This is a genomic window from Yoonia sp. SS1-5, from assembly GCF_038443705.2.
Taxonomy (GTDB): Bacteria; Pseudomonadota; Alphaproteobacteria; order Rhodobacterales; family Rhodobacteraceae; genus Yoonia; species Yoonia rhodophyticola.
In genome coordinates, this window is the sequence record NZ_CP151767.2 from 1528752 (window position 1) to 1544524 (window position 15773).

Sequence of the window (15773 nt, forward strand, 5' to 3'; positions counted from 1 at the left end):
TCAGATGAATTATTTTGGCGATCCGGCCGTCTGGCTGCCCTTCGTTTTTGCAGGGCTGATGGGCCTGTCGATCCTGATCTACGTTGTGCTCGACGGGTTCGATCTGGGTGTCGGCGTCCTGTTTCCCTTCGCAGATGACGAAGAAAAAGACCGGATGATCGCCTCTATCGGGCCGTTCTGGGACGCCAATGAAACATGGTTGGTGCTGGCCGTCGGCCTGATGCTCGTCGCGTTTCCGGCGGCCCATGGGGAAATCCTCACCGCACTCTACCTGCCGGTTGCGATCATGCTGATCGGGCTGATCCTGCGCGGGGTTGCGTTCGAATTCAGGGCCAAGGCGCCCGCCCCGCAAAAGACCCTGTGGAACAACCTGTTCTTTGCGGGGTCCCTGATGACAGCGCTGTCACAGGGGTTCATGCTGGGCATGTACGTCATGGGGCTGGACTGGACCTGGGCGCATGCGGGTTTTGGGGTGTTGACGGCGGCTTTCCTCACAGTTGGATACAGTTTCATCGGGGCCACCTGGGTGATTCACAAGACCGACGAATATCTACAGCGCAAGGCGGTCGATTGGGCCAAGGGCGGCATCTGGGGGCTGGTTCTGGGCATCGGCGCGATTTCGGTGGCCACGCCCTTTGTCAGCGCGCGCATTTTCGACAAATGGTTCAGTTGGCCCGAGGCGGTTTACCTCGCCCCCCTACCAATCCTGTCGGGACTGTTGGTCGTGTGGCTGTGGGTGATGTTGCGCAAGATGCCCTTTGCGGGCGACCGGCTATCATGGCTCCCCTTTGCCGCGGCAACGGCGCTATGGGTGATGGCATTCGGGGGGATGGCCTATAGCTTCTACCCCTATGTTGTCCCTGAAAAACTGACGATTTACGCGGCTGCAAGCGCGCCGGAAAGCCTGTTCATCATCCTGATCGGCACTTGCATCGTGCTGCCAACGATCATCGGCTACACGATCCTTGCCTACACGATTTTCCGGGGCAAGGCGACAGAGTTGCGGTACGATTAAGTCAGGCGATCGGGCGTAGGATGGATTTCAATCCATCTTGCGGGCAAGAAGGGCAGAAACGGTTTGACAGCCCTGCCCCCATTGCTTAAGCGGACCGTCGTGGTTCGGCGCGGTAGCTCAGTTGGTTAGAGCGAACGACTCATAATCGTTAGGTCGGGAGTTCAAATCTCCCCCACGCCACCACCACCCACATCTTTCGCCGGATAAAAAAAGTCGCTAGCGTCACGCAGGGACGATCCGGGGGAGTGATCATTGACAATATTGACCGAAATCGCGGCCATCATCGGCGACAAATTTGTGCTCACCGGACAGGACGCCGCCCCTTTTGCCACTGACTGGACAGGCGCCTATACAGCAACACCGCGCGCGGTGTTGCGCCCCGCTGACACTGGCGAGGTTGCGGCCATTCTCAAGATTGCGCACCGAACCGCGACACCTGTCGTGCCTGTGTCCGGGCATACCGGGCTGACGGGCGGAACACTGGCCGATGACGCGCTGATGCTCAGCGTCGACAGACTGAACACGATCACCGCAATTGATGTCAAAGGGCGCACGGCGACAGTTGGGGCCGGTGTTATCCTGTCATCCCTGCATGCAGCTGCCGATGAGCATGACCTGATCTTCCCGCTGACATTTGGCGCCCGGGGGTCGGCCATGATCGGTGGGGTCCTGTCCACTAATGCGGGCGGGTCCAATGTGCTGAAATACGGCAATACCCGCGAGCTGTGCCTTGGGCTAGAGGTTGTCACCGCGGATGGCCGGATCATGAATTTGATGTCAGCACTGCACAAGGACAATTCAGGACTGAACCTGCGCCAACTGATGATCGGCGCAGAGGGGACTTTGGGCATCATCACCGCCGCCGTCATGAAACTGCAACCCAAGCCCCGCGCCTATGCAACGGCGATGGTCGCTGTCCAGAACCTAGATGATGCGTTGATGCTGCTCAACATTTTGCAGGACGATACCGGCGGGGCGGTTGAGGCCTTTGAATACATGCCGCGCAACTATATTGACCGGCATCTGGCGCTCGCCAGCGGGGCAGAGCCACCCTTTGCGACGGCCTATGACGTCAACATTATGGTCGAAGTCGGGGCCACATCACAACGCGACGCCGCACCCGACGCGCATGGCCAGATCCCTGTTGTTGCAGCACTTGAGGATATTCTTGGGCGCATGATGGAAGACGGGCAGGTCCTGGACGCTGTCATCGCCCAGAACGAGGCGCAGCGACGCAAAATGTGGGAACGGCGCGAGGATGCCGGCGAAATCGCATTTCAGGGCGGCCCCTTCGTGAACACAGACGTTGCCGTGCCGCTTGACAAGATCAGCCAGTTCGAGGCCGCCGTCACCCCCAAGATCAAGGCGATTGATCCGGACGCAACCGAGCTGATCGTCGCACATCTGGGCGATGGCAACATCCATCACACCACCTATGTCAGCCGCAATGACCCCGATATCATGGGCCGCATGGTCGAGGCTGTTGAAGACGTGGTGCAGTCGCTAGGCGGAACATTCAGTGCCGAACACGGGATCGGGGTGTCAAAGCTTGACACGATGCGGAGGCGCAAGGACCCCGTGGCGCTGGATGCGATGCGCGCAGTCAAGAATGCACTGGACCCAAAAGGCATCCTGAACCCGGGCAAGGTGATACCGGACTAGCCTTCCCCCGACAGGTCCTGCGCAAGCATCAATGCGTTGCCATCCGGATCAAAGAAAGTCGCGGTGCTGACCATGCCCTCAATGGTTTCGGTCGGACCGTCAAAGCGCACATTTGCGGCCTCAAGATCACGGCGGGCGGTTGCGATATCGGCTATCCCGAAAACCGGGACAGTATTGCCCGGGGCCGGCTCTGCCTGCTCTCCGAACCCCAAGGTTACACCCTTGGTCAGCGTCTGCATCTCGCTCCAGCCCGCATCATCAAGGTGATACAACAGGGTAAAGCCAAGCTTTTCCTGATACCACGCCACACTTGCGTGGCGATCCTTGACTGACATTGCAATCGTGATCGTGTCTTGCAGGGAAACAATGGGCATGATGCTTTTCTCCGGACATATTTTATATTAAATATACTTTATGGACATAAATCTGCTTGTCAAGATAACTGCCCGCGCCTGGTCGCTGCACATTCTCGCGCTTCTGCATGACGGGGTTCCGGGACGGCAGGCCGCTTTACTGTCGCAAATGCCCGCCGGTCGCACCGCCTTTGCCGCAAGCATGTCGCATCTTGTTGACCTGAAACTGGTGGAGCGTAACCCCGGCCATGGCCATCCGTTACGGCCCGAGTTCCGGCTGACCCCCGGCGGCGTGCAGGCGGCAAGAGTTGCAAAACGTATCGTCTCCGCTGTGGGGAACCCGGATGGTGCAGCTTTTTCATTGCTGCGACGGCGTTGGTCGGTGCCAATCCTGTCCATCACCAATGCACCGACACGGTTCTCAGATATCAAGGCCGCGCTGCCATCCATCACCGACCGGGCATTGTCGCAGTCGCTTTACCGGCTCGAGGAACAAGCATGGCTACGGCGGAGTTTCGATACCTCGCGCCGGTCGCCCCGCCCGATCTATCAGGCCGCAAATACCGGTGCCGCGATCAGCACGATCCTAAGACCTCAGAACAACTGGGCCTAAGCGTCGAAAAAATCGGTGCCGGCTTTGGACAGAAGGCGCGCTGCCATAGCGGCGCCCGCTGCGGCCCCCTCGCCCACGGGAACGCGTAACTGATCGGTCAACACCAGCGACCCGTCAGGTCGCAAGATCTCGCCACGCAGGAAAAGCGTCTCCCCGTCAATTTCTGCCAAGCCACCAATCGGGGTCTCACATGACCCGTCTAGTCCACCCAGAAAGGCCCGTTCCGCAGCCAACCGATGCCCCGTTTCCGCATCATGGATCGCGGCCAGCATTTCAGCGGCCCGGTCATCAGCGATGCGCCGTTCAATCCCGATGGCCCCCTGCGCAATGGCGGGCAACATATCGTCGGGTGATATGGGCGCATATGGCACATCATCCATGTTCAATCGGCGCAAGCCCGCAGTCGCCAGAAATGTGGCATCCGCGACGCCATCAGCCAGCTTTTTCAAACGGGTCTGAACATTGCCCCGAAATTCAACGACTTGCAGCTTTGGGTATCGGGCAGCCAATTGCGCCCGTCTGCGCGTGGATGACGTGCCCACCACGGCGCCGTCAGGTAGTGCCGCAAGTGATTTATATTTCAGCGACACAAAGGCATCGCGAACATCCTCGCGGGGCAGGAATGTATCCAGAATCAGCCCGCCGGGCTGTTCAACGGGCATGTCCTTGGTCGAATGCACAGCGATGTCGATATTGTGGTCAAGCAGCGCTTCTTCGATCTCGCGGGTGAACAGGCCCTTCCCGTCGATTTCACGCAATGGTTTGTCAAGGATCTGGTCACCAGTGACCTTGATCACACAAATCTTGAAAGCCTCCTGCGGCAAATCAAAGGCCGCCATCAGCCGCGATCTGGTTTCATGCGCTTGCGCCAATGCAAGCGGGGATCCACGTGTGCCAATATTGAAAGAGGCGGCGGGGGTCGGCAAATTCACTGTCATGATCAGATTGTTAGACGTGTCAACTTGGCCTGACAACTCCCTTGACAAGCAGATCGGCAATTGGGACCACAAGACCCAGATAAAAGGACAGTTCATGACGCAGAAAAAGACCATCCTTCGGGCCCTTGCGGGCGAAACACTTCCGACCCCTCCGATCTGGATGATGCGTCAGGCCGGGCGCTACCTGCCCGAATACAAAGCGACCCGTGCGCAGGCCGGTGACTTTCTTTCATTGTGCTACAATCCCGAACTTGCCGCCGAGGTGACGCTGCAACCCATCCGTCGCTATGGTTTTGATGCCGCGATCCTATTTGCCGATATTCTGCTGCTGCCGCAGGCGCTGGGGGCTGACCTGTGGTTCGTGACCGGCGAAGGCCCCCGGTTGTCGACCATCACCACCGCTGACGAACTGGCACAGCTCAAGCCAACCGATGCGATCCATGACACGCTGAACCCGGTTTACGAGACTGTCAAAATTCTATCCGCCGAATTGCCCAAGGAAACAACGCTGATCGGCTTTGCCGGTGCCCCCTGGACCGTCGCCACCTATATGATCGCCGGGCAAGGCACACCGGATCAGGGTCCGGCCCATGCCCTGAAGGCCGAGAACCGGCCCGTCTTTGAAGGGATCATCAACCGGATCACCGAAGGCACTATTGCCTATCTGTCCAAGCAAATCGACGCAGGCGCCGAATGTGTCAAACTCTTCGATAGCTGGGCAGGGTCGCTGGAGGGTGATGATTTCCTGAACTTCTCGATCAAGCCCATGCAGCAGATCACTGCCGCCCTCAAGGCGCGCCACCCGGGTATTCCCGTCATCGCGTTTCCGCGCGGCGCAGGTGAAAGATATGCGGGTGTTCACGCGGCCACCGGTGCCGATTGTGTTGCCGTTGATGACGGCGTGGACGCGGCCTGGGTTGCGGACCATGTGCAGAAAGACGGCTGTGTGCAGGGAAACCTGAAGTCATCGCATATGGTGACGGGCGGTGATGCGTTGGTCGCCGAGACCCGGCGCATCTGCGATCAGCTGCGCGGTGGTCCACATATTTTCAATCTGGGCCATGGCATCACGCCGGACGCCGATCCTGAGAATGTGCAGTTGATGATTGATACGGTCCGTCAATCGTAAAACCACCGACCCAAGCTTTGGCATCTGGGCGCCATAGAAGTGTCGCAAAGCGCGTCTAGCGTTCAGTGATACCATAGCGGAGCAACACCTTGCGGTTCCCACTGACCCTGCGCCTGATTTTCTACAGCCTGCGAAGCCTTTCGCTGGCGGTCGCCATCACCTTGATCGGCTGGCTTGCGCTTGTGCCGGCCAGCGGTGCGGAACGCACGGCGTTGAACGCACCGCTCTCTGGCCCCGATCCGCTTGACCTGACAGCGATGCGGGTGGCGCGTGCAATGGTTCATTTTGCACCCGACCGTGCCGCGCGCATGCTGAGCCGCTCGACCGATGGCGAGATTTCCGTCGCATTGGCGGGCATGATCCTGCGTGATCTTGCGGCGGGCAACCGATCGTCAGGACGCACTGCGGCTGCTGTCCCACCAGAAGACGCAAGCGCCCCGACCCGCAGCACAGGCGGGGCCAAGTTCGTCCGCGTCGACCGCTGATCAGCCGTAATACCAATCTTCGGACGTGATGGCGCCGCAGCCTTCGACCACCCGCATATGCACAGCCTGCCGACATTCGCGCACTTTGGCGACGTCAGGGGCGCGTGGGTCGCTCAGAACCACTTGGCCAGGGGCGGCAAACTCATCAGGACTGCATTTGCATCATGTCCGGTGGTCAGGCCGAACTTGGTCCCGCGGTCGTAGACAAGGTTATATTCGGCATAAAGCCCGCGATGGACCAATTGCGTATCCTTGTCGGCGTCATCCCAGGGTGTGTTGCGGCGTTTTTCGACAAGCGGCAGATAGGCCGGCAGGAAGGCGCGCCCGATATCTTGGGTCAGCGCAAAGTCGGATGACCAATCGCCGGTGCAATAATCATCCATAAAGATGCCCCCGACACCCCGGGCGCGGTTGCGATGCGGGATATAGAAATATTCATCCGCCCATGCCTTGAGCTTGGGATAGTGGTCAGCCCCGTGCGGGTCGAGATGTGCTTTTTGGGTGTCGTGAAAATGGGCGGTATCTTCGGAATACTCGATGCAGGGGTTCAGGTCTGACCCACCACCAAACCACCAGGCATGCGGCGTCCAGAACATGCGGGTGTTCATATGAACCGCCGGGACATGGGGGTTTTGCATATGGGCGACCAGCGAGATGCCCGAGGCCCAGAAACGCGGATCATCGGCCATCCCCGGCACGCCGCGGGCGGCCATTGCCTTTTGCGCGGCATCGCCCAATTGGCCATAAACGGTCGAGATATTCACGCCGACCTTTTCAAAAACGCGCCCACCGCGCATGACCGACATCAGACCGCCACCTGCGTCACTTCCGTCATCGGCGCTGCGTTTGGTTTCCGTCACCTCGAACCGGCCGGCACTGCCGATGCCTTGGTGGCTGTCCTCCATCCCTTCGAAGGCGCTGACGATATCGTCGCGCAACTGGCGGAACCATGCTGATGCTGTTGCCTTTTCGGCCTCAAACCCGTCGGACATTCCTGTCTTGAACCCCTGATATTGAATAACACGATGTGTTAGCGTTCTTGCACCATACCCATCGGCGGGCGATGATCCAGATCAATCGCCTTCCGGTTCACCGAACGGAGACTGTTATGCGGACCGCCCTTATCATCCTGCCACTGGCAGCCCTTGCCGCCTGTGCAACACCCCGCGAAGAATGCATTGATGTCGCGCTACGCGATACCCGTGTCATCAACGCGCTGGTGACCGAAACACAGCGGAACCTGCAGCGCGGTTATGCGATTGAGCAAAAACAAGAGGTCAGAACAGTCCGCGAGACCTGCCGTGGTCGCAACGAAGATGGCACGACATTTCGGTTCCGATGCGATGAAACGCGCACCATCACCACAAATGTGCCGGTCGCCATCGACCTGAACGAAGAACAGAAAAAACTCGATTCGCTGCTAGAACGGCAGGCGCTGAGCCAATCCCGTTCCAATCAGGCGATTGCGCAATGCATCGCCGTGCATCCGGAATAATCAGTGTGCCGACACGGCGGCCGGATCAATCAAGGTGCGGCCACCATCAACGGTAATGATCTGGCCGGTCACAAAACCGGCTGCATCCGACGCAAGATATTGCACCGCGTCTGACACCTCGCCCGGGCTTGCAATCCGGTGCAGCGGCGTGTTTTCGACGATGGTTTCGCGCATTGTGTCATGATCCTTAAGGGAGCCCTTCAGGCTTGCGCTCATCACGCTGCCAAAGGCCACCGCATTAACCCGGATCCGGTGCGGCGCAAGCGTCACGGCAAAGGACCTTGTCATCTGTTCCAGCGCTGCGGTGCTGACCGAATAGGCCAAAAGATCCGGATGTGTCCGGCGGGCGGCGATGGAGCTGATATTGACGATGGATCCAATCGGCCCTTCGCTTTCCTCACCGGCTTGCTTGATCATCCGCCTTGCTGTGGCCTGCGACATGCGAAACGCCGTCAGCGTGTTCTGCTGCAACAACTCTTCCAGCGTGTTGTCTTGCGGATCCAGCGGATCGGTTGTCATCACCTGACGGGATGCATTCACAAGGATATCAACCCGTTCGAACGCATCCACGGTCGCTGATAGCAGGTTGGCGATGGTCAGTTTCTTGCGCAAATCGCCTGCAAAGATACGAATATTGTCTTCCTTATCCGCCTCATCCCCCATCTGATGGACAAGCGTCTTTTCGTCCATATCCGCAAAGACGACATTGGCGCCCATTGCGGTGAAGTGCCGCCCGATGGCCAACCCCACACCGTTGGCGGCGCCTGTGACAATGGCTGTCTTGCCGGCAATAGAAAAGGACATCTGCGGCCTCCTTGCTCAGGATTTGGTTTGCGGCTTTGTCGCGTGAAAGACTTTGAATGCAGCGTCGCCTGCAATGATGTCCACATTGCGGAAGCATTCCGACAATGTTGTTTCATATGGCAAATGCTTGTTGGCCACCATCCACAGTTTCCCGTTCGGCGTCAGCATACGGCTTGCCGATTGAATGAACGCCCGCCCCAAGCCCGGATCAGCCGTCCGCGAAACGTGAAAGGGCGGGTTCATCACAATCCCATCATAGGGGGCGTCAGGCCGGAATTGGGTGGCGTCGGCCCAATGGAATTGGGCGCGCGGGTCTGACACATTCAGCCGCGCGCATGCCAGCGACAGGGCCTCGGCCTCGATCAGATCAAGGGCCGCAACACCGTCGCGCTGCAAGACGGGTGCGGCCAGATATCCCCAGCCTGCGCCCAGATCCGCCATCCGCCCGGGCAACTTCGATGGCAGCGCATCTGCAAGCAAGGCAGAGCCGCGATCAATCGCGCCGTCGGAAAACACGCCCGCCGTGGTGAAATAGCCATGTGCGCCTTTTTCCGGGGGCGGCGCGGCCCAATCCTGAAAATCGGTTGTGGCAGGAAACCAAAAGATACGGCCATGCCCCTTGGTGATCGCGGGCAGATCCCCCAGCACCTTGCGACATTGCTTGAACAGGCTGTCGACGCCATCGGTTTTTTGCCCGTCCACGATCACCAGATCGGCATATTGGCAGGCGGCAGCAATCATCGACCGGGCCAGCGCCTTGGCACGGGGCACCACGACAATGGCGGCACTGACCTTTGTATGTTCCTGCGTCACCGGATAGCCAGCGGCATCCCAGGCCGCGCAATCGGGATAGTAACTGTGGACGATCTGCACGCTATCGCGCGGCAATGCCCCAATATCGTAGCCCGGCGGCGGCCGCATCACGGCGACAGTACCCGCACCGGGATCAAACCCACCTTCGTCGATGGCCGTGCGGAGGCGGGATTGGGACATCAGATCACGAACAGCGCGGCCGCGCTATTCTTTCTCCATGGTGCATTGCAGAGGATGCTGGTGGCGTTGGGCGAAATCCATCACCTGTGCGACCTTGGTTTCCGCAATCTCGTGACTGAACACGCCTACAACGGCCACGCCTTTTTTGTGCACGGTCAGCATCAATTCAAAGGCCTGCGCATGCGACAGGCCAAAGAACCGTTCCAGAACATGAACGACAAATTCCATCGGCGTGAAATCATCATTCAGGATCAGCACCTTGTACATCGGTGGGCGTTTGGTCTTCGGCTTGGTTTCCAGCGCAACGCCGATGTCGCCATCATCGTTACCTTCCCGTTCCGCCATCATGTAGAAATCTTCTGACATCCAGTCGCCCTGTTTGGTCAGCGCTATATATAAGACAAGATGGACACATGAAAAGACCAAGGTTTTGTTAACCTGCGGCGAGCAGATTTTCCGCAAACCCCGAGTATGTTGCCATCACGGTCGCCACACACACAACATCTTGCGCGTGTGACCTTATGATCACCCCAAAAACCTTTGAAATTAGGGTGTTTTCTGATTTTCAAACATGTGCTAGCGTCTTGCCATAACAATAAGACCACCGGAAAAATCCGGGGTCAGAGGCAGAAAAAAGAGGCAAGCGACGTGGCAAGTCGTCCGGGACTGTTGGCCCTCAACGGGCTATTTTCATTATTTCTATTGGCCTTTTCGCTATTGGCACCCGTTTCTGCGGTAGCGGCACCTTACGCAGCGATGGTGATGGATGCGCGCACGGGCGAGGTCTTGCATTCGCGCAATGCCGACACCCGATTGCATCCGGCCTCGCTGACCAAGATGATGACGCTCTATATCGCGTTCCAGGCGATTGAACGTGGCGAGATTTCGCTGGACACGCCGGTGACTGTGACACGGCTGGCCGCGGCAGAGCCCCCTTCAAAGCTGGGTCTGCGCGAGGGTCAGAAAATTCGCCTGCGCTATCTGTTGCGCGCTGCCGCTGTGAAATCGGCAAATGACGCCGCGACGGCCATTGGCGTCGCAATTTCCGGATCGGAGGCTGCGTTTGCCACCCGGATGAACCGCACAGCCACCGCGATGGGCATGCGCAACACAACCTTTCGCAATGCGCACGGGCTGACCCAGAACGGTCACATGTCTACGGCGCGGGACATGTCGATCCTGGGCCGTCACGTCATTTATGACTTTCCGCAATATTATAACCTGTTTTCGCGCAGAACAGCGGATGCCGGCATTGCCACCGTGCGGCACACCAACCGTCGCTGGTTGAACAATTACGCCGGCGGTGACGGGATCAAGACCGGATATACCCGCGCGGCTGGCTTCAACCTTGTGGCCTCTGCCCAGCGGGGGCAGGAGCGTATCATCGCAACCGTCTTTGGCGGATCGTCCACTGCCGCCCGCAACGCCCGTATCACCGAATTGATGGATATGGGCTTTAACCGCGCGCCGTCACGCGCCCGCGTGCGCCAACCCAACCCGCCTGCAGCAATGCTGTCGGCCGAGGCTAATCCAGCGCGCGCCAGCAATGGCGGGGCCGGCAAGATCATTCGGGTCAGCGGGCTGATCACGCGCAGTATCCGCCCCCGCGCCCGGCCTGGTGCCGCAGCACCCGCGACCACCCAACTGGTTGCCAGCGTGGACCAACAGGTCATTGACGAGGTTGTCGCCAGCGCCGTTGATGCGGCCGTTGCCGAGGCGCTTGCTGCCGCCGTTGCCGAACCAGCCCCCGCCGCGCCAGCAGAACAAGTTCAGCAGGTGGCACAGACCCCTGCCGTGACACCGCGCCAGCGCCCGGCCCAACAACAGGTCGTCGTGGCCGCCGCAGCGCCTGCGCCGGTGGTGGATGCCGAACCAGAGGTCGTGACCCGCATTTCGACATCCGGTGGGCGTCACTGGGGTGTGAACGTGGGCAGATACAACTCGCGCTATGACGCAGAACGCGTTCTGTTGCGCGTTGCCCTGAACGAGATGAGCACACTTGACGGGTCCTTGCGGCGGGTCATTCAGCGATCCGGTGGCTTTGATGCCAATTTCATGGGCCTGACCCGCGAAGGGGCCGATCTGGCCTGCCGACGCTTGCAGGCGCGTGGAACCACCTGTTTCATGATCGGCGCGGAAAGCTAGAGCACATTCGAGCGCAGGCAATCATGTGTCGTGACAGCCACGCCATTGGTTCAGCTGGGCATGTGGTAAAACCTCAAGCCGTTTGGTTGTTATACGAATGGTCCAGACCAGTCTCGAAGCGTCGATCAGACGCTTCGCGATGATCATCTACCCCATCATGCCCAGCCTCAAAATCCTCGACCAAGTCACCACCGTTGCAAGGTGCGACGGCCAACGCGCAAGACCGCTGATGTCAACAATACTGCGGCCGGATTTCAGTGCTTTGTCTCTGTCTGCAAACCGGCGCTAGGCCACTTCGCCCTCGAAGGCCGCCATCATCAGCGCACGGGTATAGTCATCCCGCGGCGCATCAAAGATCTCGTTTGCGGGCCCCGCCTCAACCACATCACCCTGCTTCATCACCATCACCTTGTGCGACAAGGCGCGCACGACCTTCAGGTCGTGGCTGATAAACAGATAGGCCAACCCGTATTTCACCTGCAATTCACGCAGCAAATGCACGATCTGCACCTGCACCGTCATATCAAGGGCCGAGGTCGGCTCGTCCAGGATCAATAGCTTGGGCCGCAGGATCATGGCGCGCGCGATGGCGATCCGCTGTCGCTGACCGCCCGAAAACTCATGCGGGTAGCGGTCCATCAGATCGGGATCCAGCCCGACCTCTTGCAGGATTTCGGCCACCATATCGCGCCGGTTCCGACCGGGGTCAACATCATGAATGGTCAAGCCTTCGGCGATAATCTCGGCCACGGTCATCCGCGGACTAAGCGAGCCGTAGGGATCCTGAAAGACGATCTGCATATCGCTGCGCAAGGGGCGCATCTGCCGTTGGTTCAGGTGATGGATATCGGTGCCTTGAAACGCGATCCGCCCCTCGGACCGGATCAACCGCATCACCGCCAGCGCAAGCGTGGTTTTGCCCGAACCGCTTTCGCCGACCACACCCAACGTCTCGCCCGCGCGGACGGTCAGGGTTGCGTCATTTACGGCCTTGATATGGCCAACTGTGCGCTTTAGCAGGCCGGCCTGAACAGGAAACCAGATTTTGGCGTTGCTGGTTTCAAGGACCACAGGCGCGTCCGCATCCACGGGGGCCGGCACGCCGGTGGATTCGGCAGCCAGCAATGTGCGGGTATAGGGATGCTGCGGGTTTGCGAAAATGTCGGCGGTCGGCCCTGTTTCGACGATCTCACCGTCTTTCATCACGCAGACGCGGTCCGCGATCTTGCGCACGATGGTCAGATCATGCGTGATGAACAGCATCGACATGCGTTCGCGATCTTTCAGCTCGGCCAGCAAATCCAGAATTTGCGCCTGAATTGTCACATCGAGGGCGGTGGTCGGTTCGTCGGCTATCAAAAGTTCCGGCCCATTGGCCAGCGCCATCGCAATCATAACACGCTGCCGCTGCCCGCCGGACAGTTGGTGAGGATAGGAATTCAACCGGCTTTCAGGGTCCCGGATACCAACCCGGTTCAGCAATTCGATTATCCGGTCGCGCACCGCCGGACCGCGCAGGCCCTGATGCAGTTCAATGCTTTCGGCAAGCTGCTTTTCCAGCGTGTGAAGCGGGTTCAGCGATGTCATCGGCTCTTGAAAGATGAAACTGATATCGTTGCCCCGGACCCGGCGCAAATCAGCCTCGCTTGCGCCGACCATTTCGGTGCCAGCATAACGGATTGACCCGGACATTGCGGCGTTGTCACCCAGCAATTGTACCGTGGACAACGCCGTGACGGACTTGCCCGATCCGCTTTCGCCGACCAGCGCGACGGTCTCGCCCCGATGCACCTGAAACGACACGCCCCGCACGGCGTGAACAATTGTTCCGTCCTGCCGAAACCCAACGCGCAGGTCGCGCACATCCAATACCGTGCTCATCTTGCGTCAATCCCGGATATGTTGGCGTCAGCAATGGGATCGGCCCCGCCCAATTCGGTTTTGGTATCCACGACAAAGGTCTTGCGCGGATCAAACGCATCGCGCACCCCTTCGAAGATAAAGACCAGCAGCGACAGCATGATTGCAAAGACAAAGAACGCGGTGAAACCAAGCCATGGCGCTTGCAGGTTCTGTTTGGCCTGCAAGGTCATTTCGCCCAGCGAGGGTGCGGATGATGGCAGCCCGAAGCCCAGAAAATCAAGCGAAGCAAGCGTTGCAATCGCGCCGGTCACCAGGAATGGCAGCATCGTCACCGTCGCAACCATCGCATTTGGCAGCATGTGCCGGAACATGATGGTTCGGTCACGCACGCCCAGCGCCTTGGCCGCACGCACATATTCCAGATTGCGCGCACGCAGGAATTCCGCCCGGACAACGCCAACAAGCGCAGGCCAGCCGAACAGCACAGTCAAAAACACAAGGAGCCAGAAACTTCGCCCCAGGATCGCGAAGACAATAATGATCACGTAAAGCGACGGGGTCCCGTTCCAGATTTCAATGAAACGTTGAAAGATCAGATCCGTCCAGCCACCAAAATACCCCTGCACAGCACCCGCAGTGATCCCGATGATGGATGATGCAACGGTCACAAGCAGCGCAAACATCACCGACAGGCGGAACCCGTAGATCACGCGCGCGACCACGTCGCGTTTGGTATCGTCAGTGCCCAGCCAATTGTCGGGGCTTGGGGGGGACGGGGCGACGCCTGCAACATCCACGATTGTATTGTAGGAATAAGGAATGATCGGCCACAGCATCCACCCCTTCTCAAAACCTTCAATATCGACCGCAGCACCGCCATCAATCGTTTCGATCAACTCCTCGGGGGTATCAAAGCAGTCTTCCAGACCGCCGGTCCTGATCAGGCATTGGACTTCGACATCCTGATAGGCGGCTTCTGTGGGGAAATCGCCACCGAAGTCACGCTCGGAATAAAAGCTGAAGATCGGCATCCGCAGCTCGCCCCGGTAGTTGACCATGATCGGTTTGTCATTGGCGATGAATTCGGCGAATAACGACAATCCGAACAGCACCAGAAAGATCGTCAGCGACCATGTTGCCCGCCGATTGCGTTTGAAATTGCGCCAGCGGCGCTGGTTGAGAGGGGATAGCCGCATCATCCGCGCGCCTCAAAATCAATGCGTGGGTCGATGAACACATAGGTGATATCGGTCAGAATCCCCACGATCAGCCCGATCAGCGAAAACGCAAAGAGCGTCCCGAACACAACCGGATAATCACGGGCCACGGCGGCCTCGAACCCCAGCCGGCCCAGCCCATCAAGCGAGAAAAGCGTTTCGATGATCAGTGATCCGCCGAAAAAGACCCCGATGAACAATGCGGGAAACCCCGAGATCACGATCAGCATCGCGTTGCGGAAGACATGGCCATAAAGCACGCGCGCCTCGGTCAACCCCTTGGCCTTGGCTGTGATGACATATTGCTTATTGATCTCGTCCAGAAAGCTGTTCTTGGTCAGCAATGTCAGCGTCGCAAAGGCGGATATGGTTGATGCAAAGACCGGCAGCGCGATATGCCACAGATAGTCCAGAATCTTTCCAATCAGGCTGAGGTCATCGAAATTCGCCGATGTCAGGCCGCGCAGCGGGAATACCCGCCAATAGGATCCGCCCGCGAACAGGACGATCAACAATATCGCGAACAGAAAGCCTGGGATCGCATAACCGATTATGATGGCCCCCGACGTCCATGTATCAAAGGGCGACCCGTCGCGGACCGCCTTCTTGATCCCCAACGGGATGGACACCAGATAGGCAATCAGCGTCGACCAAAGCCCCAGCGTGATCGACACCGGCATCTTTTCCATGACCAGATCAAACACGCTGATCGACCGGAAGTAGCTTTCACCAAAATCGAACCGGATATAGTTCCACATCATGTTCAGAAACCGCTCGAGCGGGGGTTTGTCGAACCCAAACTCGCGCTCCAACTCGGCGATGAATTCAGGCGGCAAACCGCGCCCGCCGATATAGTCGCTGTCACCCTCACTACCGATATCCGCGTCGCCAGAGCCACCGGCAATGCCTTCGAACACGTCGCCGCCGCCTTCCAGCTCGGCCAATATCTGTTCAATCGGCCCGCCCGGCACAAACTGGATCAGGCTGAAATTGATGATCATGATCCCCAACAAGGTGGGGATCACCAGCAACATCCGTCGAAGAATATAGGCGCCCATGAA

16 protein-coding genes and 1 tRNA gene are annotated in these 15773 nt (G+C 58.8%); 8 read left to right on the forward strand and 9 right to left on the reverse strand.

The features are described 5' to 3' along the window. Positions 1-4: 4 nt before the first annotated feature. The 3 genes from AABB31_RS09215 to AABB31_RS09225 all read left to right on the forward strand — a co-directional run bounded on the left by AABB31_RS09215 (position 5) and on the right by AABB31_RS09225 (position 2677). Entirely contained in the window at positions 5-1015 is a 1011-nt protein-coding gene (locus AABB31_RS09215) for a cytochrome d ubiquinol oxidase subunit II (RefSeq protein ID WP_342078428.1), read from the forward strand. A 106-nt stretch (positions 1016-1121) separates the two neighbouring features. Further along, a tRNA-Met gene (locus AABB31_RS09220) sits at positions 1122-1198 on the forward strand. A 69-nt stretch (positions 1199-1267) separates the two neighbouring features. After that, complete coding sequence (locus tag AABB31_RS09225; protein WP_342078427.1) at positions 1268-2677, forward strand: FAD-binding oxidoreductase; 1410 nt, start codon at positions 1268-1270, stop codon at positions 2675-2677. Here the strand turns inward: AABB31_RS09225 and AABB31_RS09230 are convergent. Beyond that, positions 2674-3051 (reverse strand): VOC family protein, encoded by a 378-nt coding sequence (locus AABB31_RS09230; protein ID WP_342078426.1) that lies wholly within the window; start codon positions 3049-3051, stop codon positions 2674-2676. The two genes, AABB31_RS09225 and AABB31_RS09230, sit on opposite strands and share 4 nt — an antisense overlap. Positions 3052-3091: 40 nt before the next feature. Here AABB31_RS09230 and AABB31_RS09235 point away from each other — a divergent pair, with 40 nt between their 5' ends. Continuing rightward, complete coding sequence (locus tag AABB31_RS09235) at positions 3092-3643, forward strand: winged helix-turn-helix transcriptional regulator (RefSeq protein ID WP_373635664.1); 552 nt, start codon at positions 3092-3094, stop codon at positions 3641-3643. On the opposite strand, the gene hemC is transcribed toward AABB31_RS09235, so the two are convergent. Further along, entirely contained in the window at positions 3640-4581 is a 942-nt protein-coding gene (gene hemC / locus AABB31_RS09240; RefSeq protein WP_342078424.1) for a hydroxymethylbilane synthase, read from the reverse strand. The genes AABB31_RS09235 and hemC overlap by 4 nt on opposite strands. A gap of 94 nt (positions 4582-4675) precedes the next feature. On the opposite strand from hemC, the gene hemE reads away from it, so the two are divergent. After that, positions 4676-5710: a uroporphyrinogen decarboxylase gene (hemE, locus tag AABB31_RS09245; protein WP_342078423.1), complete on the forward strand. Its 1035-nt coding sequence runs from the start codon at positions 4676-4678 to the stop codon at positions 5708-5710. 89 nt (positions 5711-5799) lie between these two features. Further along, positions 5800-6195, forward strand: coding sequence for a hypothetical protein (locus AABB31_RS09250; RefSeq protein ID WP_342078422.1), 396 nt, complete (start codon positions 5800-5802; stop codon positions 6193-6195). A 113-nt stretch (positions 6196-6308) separates the two neighbouring features. Here the strand turns inward: AABB31_RS09250 and hemF are convergent, their stop codons facing one another. Beyond that, entirely contained in the window at positions 6309-7187 is an 879-nt protein-coding gene (gene hemF / locus AABB31_RS09255) for an oxygen-dependent coproporphyrinogen oxidase (RefSeq protein WP_342078420.1), read from the reverse strand. A 116-nt stretch (positions 7188-7303) separates the two neighbouring features. Between hemF and AABB31_RS09260 the strand changes: the two genes are divergently transcribed. Next, positions 7304-7690, forward strand: a complete 387-nt coding sequence (locus AABB31_RS09260) for a hypothetical protein (protein ID WP_342078419.1) — start codon at positions 7304-7306, stop codon at positions 7688-7690. On the opposite strand, the gene AABB31_RS09265 is transcribed toward AABB31_RS09260, so the two are convergent. From AABB31_RS09265 to clpS, 3 genes are read right to left on the reverse strand one after another with little or no spacing between them, the layout of a single operon-like run. Further along, positions 7691-8494, reverse strand: a complete 804-nt coding sequence (locus AABB31_RS09265) for an SDR family oxidoreductase (protein ID WP_342078418.1) — start codon at positions 8492-8494, stop codon at positions 7691-7693. It abuts the gene before it with no gap. A 15-nt stretch (positions 8495-8509) separates the two neighbouring features. Then, positions 8510-9487: a class I SAM-dependent methyltransferase gene (locus AABB31_RS09270; protein ID WP_373635665.1), complete on the reverse strand. Its 978-nt coding sequence runs from the start codon at positions 9485-9487 to the stop codon at positions 8510-8512. A gap of 24 nt (positions 9488-9511) precedes the next feature. Then, positions 9512-9853, reverse strand: a complete 342-nt coding sequence (gene clpS / locus AABB31_RS09275) for an ATP-dependent Clp protease adapter ClpS (RefSeq protein WP_342078416.1) — start codon at positions 9851-9853, stop codon at positions 9512-9514. Between the two features lie 390 nt (positions 9854-10243). Between clpS and AABB31_RS09280 the strand changes: the two genes are divergently transcribed. Then, the gene (locus AABB31_RS09280; protein WP_342078855.1) at positions 10244-11632 is read left to right on the forward strand and encodes a D-alanyl-D-alanine carboxypeptidase family protein; all 1389 of its coding nucleotides are present in this window, start codon (positions 10244-10246) and stop codon (positions 11630-11632) included. A 285-nt stretch (positions 11633-11917) separates the two neighbouring features. On the opposite strand, the gene AABB31_RS09285 is transcribed toward AABB31_RS09280, so the two are convergent. The 3 genes from AABB31_RS09285 to AABB31_RS09295 are packed head-to-tail and all read right to left on the reverse strand — an operon-like array spanning position 11918 to position 15770. Next, positions 11918-13513, reverse strand: a complete 1596-nt coding sequence (locus AABB31_RS09285) for an ABC transporter ATP-binding protein (RefSeq protein ID WP_342078415.1) — start codon at positions 13511-13513, stop codon at positions 11918-11920. Continuing rightward, positions 13510-14694, reverse strand: coding sequence for an ABC transporter permease (locus AABB31_RS09290; RefSeq protein ID WP_342078414.1), 1185 nt, complete (start codon positions 14692-14694; stop codon positions 13510-13512). Before AABB31_RS09290 ends, AABB31_RS09285 begins: the two co-directional genes overlap by 4 nt. Then, positions 14691-15770, reverse strand: a complete 1080-nt coding sequence (locus AABB31_RS09295; protein ID WP_373635666.1) for a microcin C ABC transporter permease YejB — start codon at positions 15768-15770, stop codon at positions 14691-14693. Before AABB31_RS09295 ends, AABB31_RS09290 begins: the two co-directional genes overlap by 4 nt. Positions 15771-15773: the final 3 nt, after the last annotated feature.

Excerpts from the sequence above, each read along its gene's own strand:
- AABB31_RS09215 (WP_342078428.1), top strand. The coding sequence starts at position 5 with ATGAATTATTTTGGCGATCCGGCCGTCTGGCTGCCCTTCGTTTTTGCA.
- AABB31_RS09230 (WP_342078426.1), bottom strand. The coding sequence starts at position 3,051 with ATGCCCATTGTTTCCCTGCAAGACACGATCACGATTGCAATGTCAGTC.
- AABB31_RS09235 (WP_373635664.1), top strand. The coding sequence starts at position 3,092 with ATGGACATAAATCTGCTTGTCAAGATAACTGCCCGCGCCTGGTCGCTG.
- hemC (WP_342078424.1), bottom strand. The coding sequence starts at position 4,581 with ATGACAGTGAATTTGCCGACCCCCGCCGCCTCTTTCAATATTGGCACA.
- hemE (WP_342078423.1), top strand. The coding sequence starts at position 4,676 with ATGACGCAGAAAAAGACCATCCTTCGGGCCCTTGCGGGCGAAACACTT.
- hemF (WP_342078420.1), bottom strand. The coding sequence starts at position 7,187 with ATGTCCGACGGGTTTGAGGCCGAAAAGGCAACAGCATCAGCATGGTTC.
- AABB31_RS09260 (WP_342078419.1), top strand. The coding sequence starts at position 7,304 with ATGCGGACCGCCCTTATCATCCTGCCACTGGCAGCCCTTGCCGCCTGT.
- AABB31_RS09265 (WP_342078418.1), bottom strand. The coding sequence starts at position 8,494 with ATGTCCTTTTCTATTGCCGGCAAGACAGCCATTGTCACAGGCGCCGCC.
- AABB31_RS09270 (WP_373635665.1), bottom strand. The coding sequence starts at position 9,487 with ATGTCCCAATCCCGCCTCCGCACGGCCATCGACGAAGGTGGGTTTGAT.
- clpS (WP_342078416.1), bottom strand. The coding sequence starts at position 9,853 with ATGTCAGAAGATTTCTACATGATGGCGGAACGGGAAGGTAACGATGAT.
- AABB31_RS09280 (WP_342078855.1), top strand. The coding sequence starts at position 10,244 with ATGGTGATGGATGCGCGCACGGGCGAGGTCTTGCATTCGCGCAATGCC.
- AABB31_RS09285 (WP_342078415.1), bottom strand. The coding sequence starts at position 13,513 with ATGAGCACGGTATTGGATGTGCGCGACCTGCGCGTTGGGTTTCGGCAG.
- AABB31_RS09290 (WP_342078414.1), bottom strand. The coding sequence starts at position 14,694 with ATGATGCGGCTATCCCCTCTCAACCAGCGCCGCTGGCGCAATTTCAAA.
- AABB31_RS09295 (WP_373635666.1), bottom strand. The coding sequence starts at position 15,770 with ATGGGCGCCTATATTCTTCGACGGATGTTGCTGGTGATCCCCACCTTG.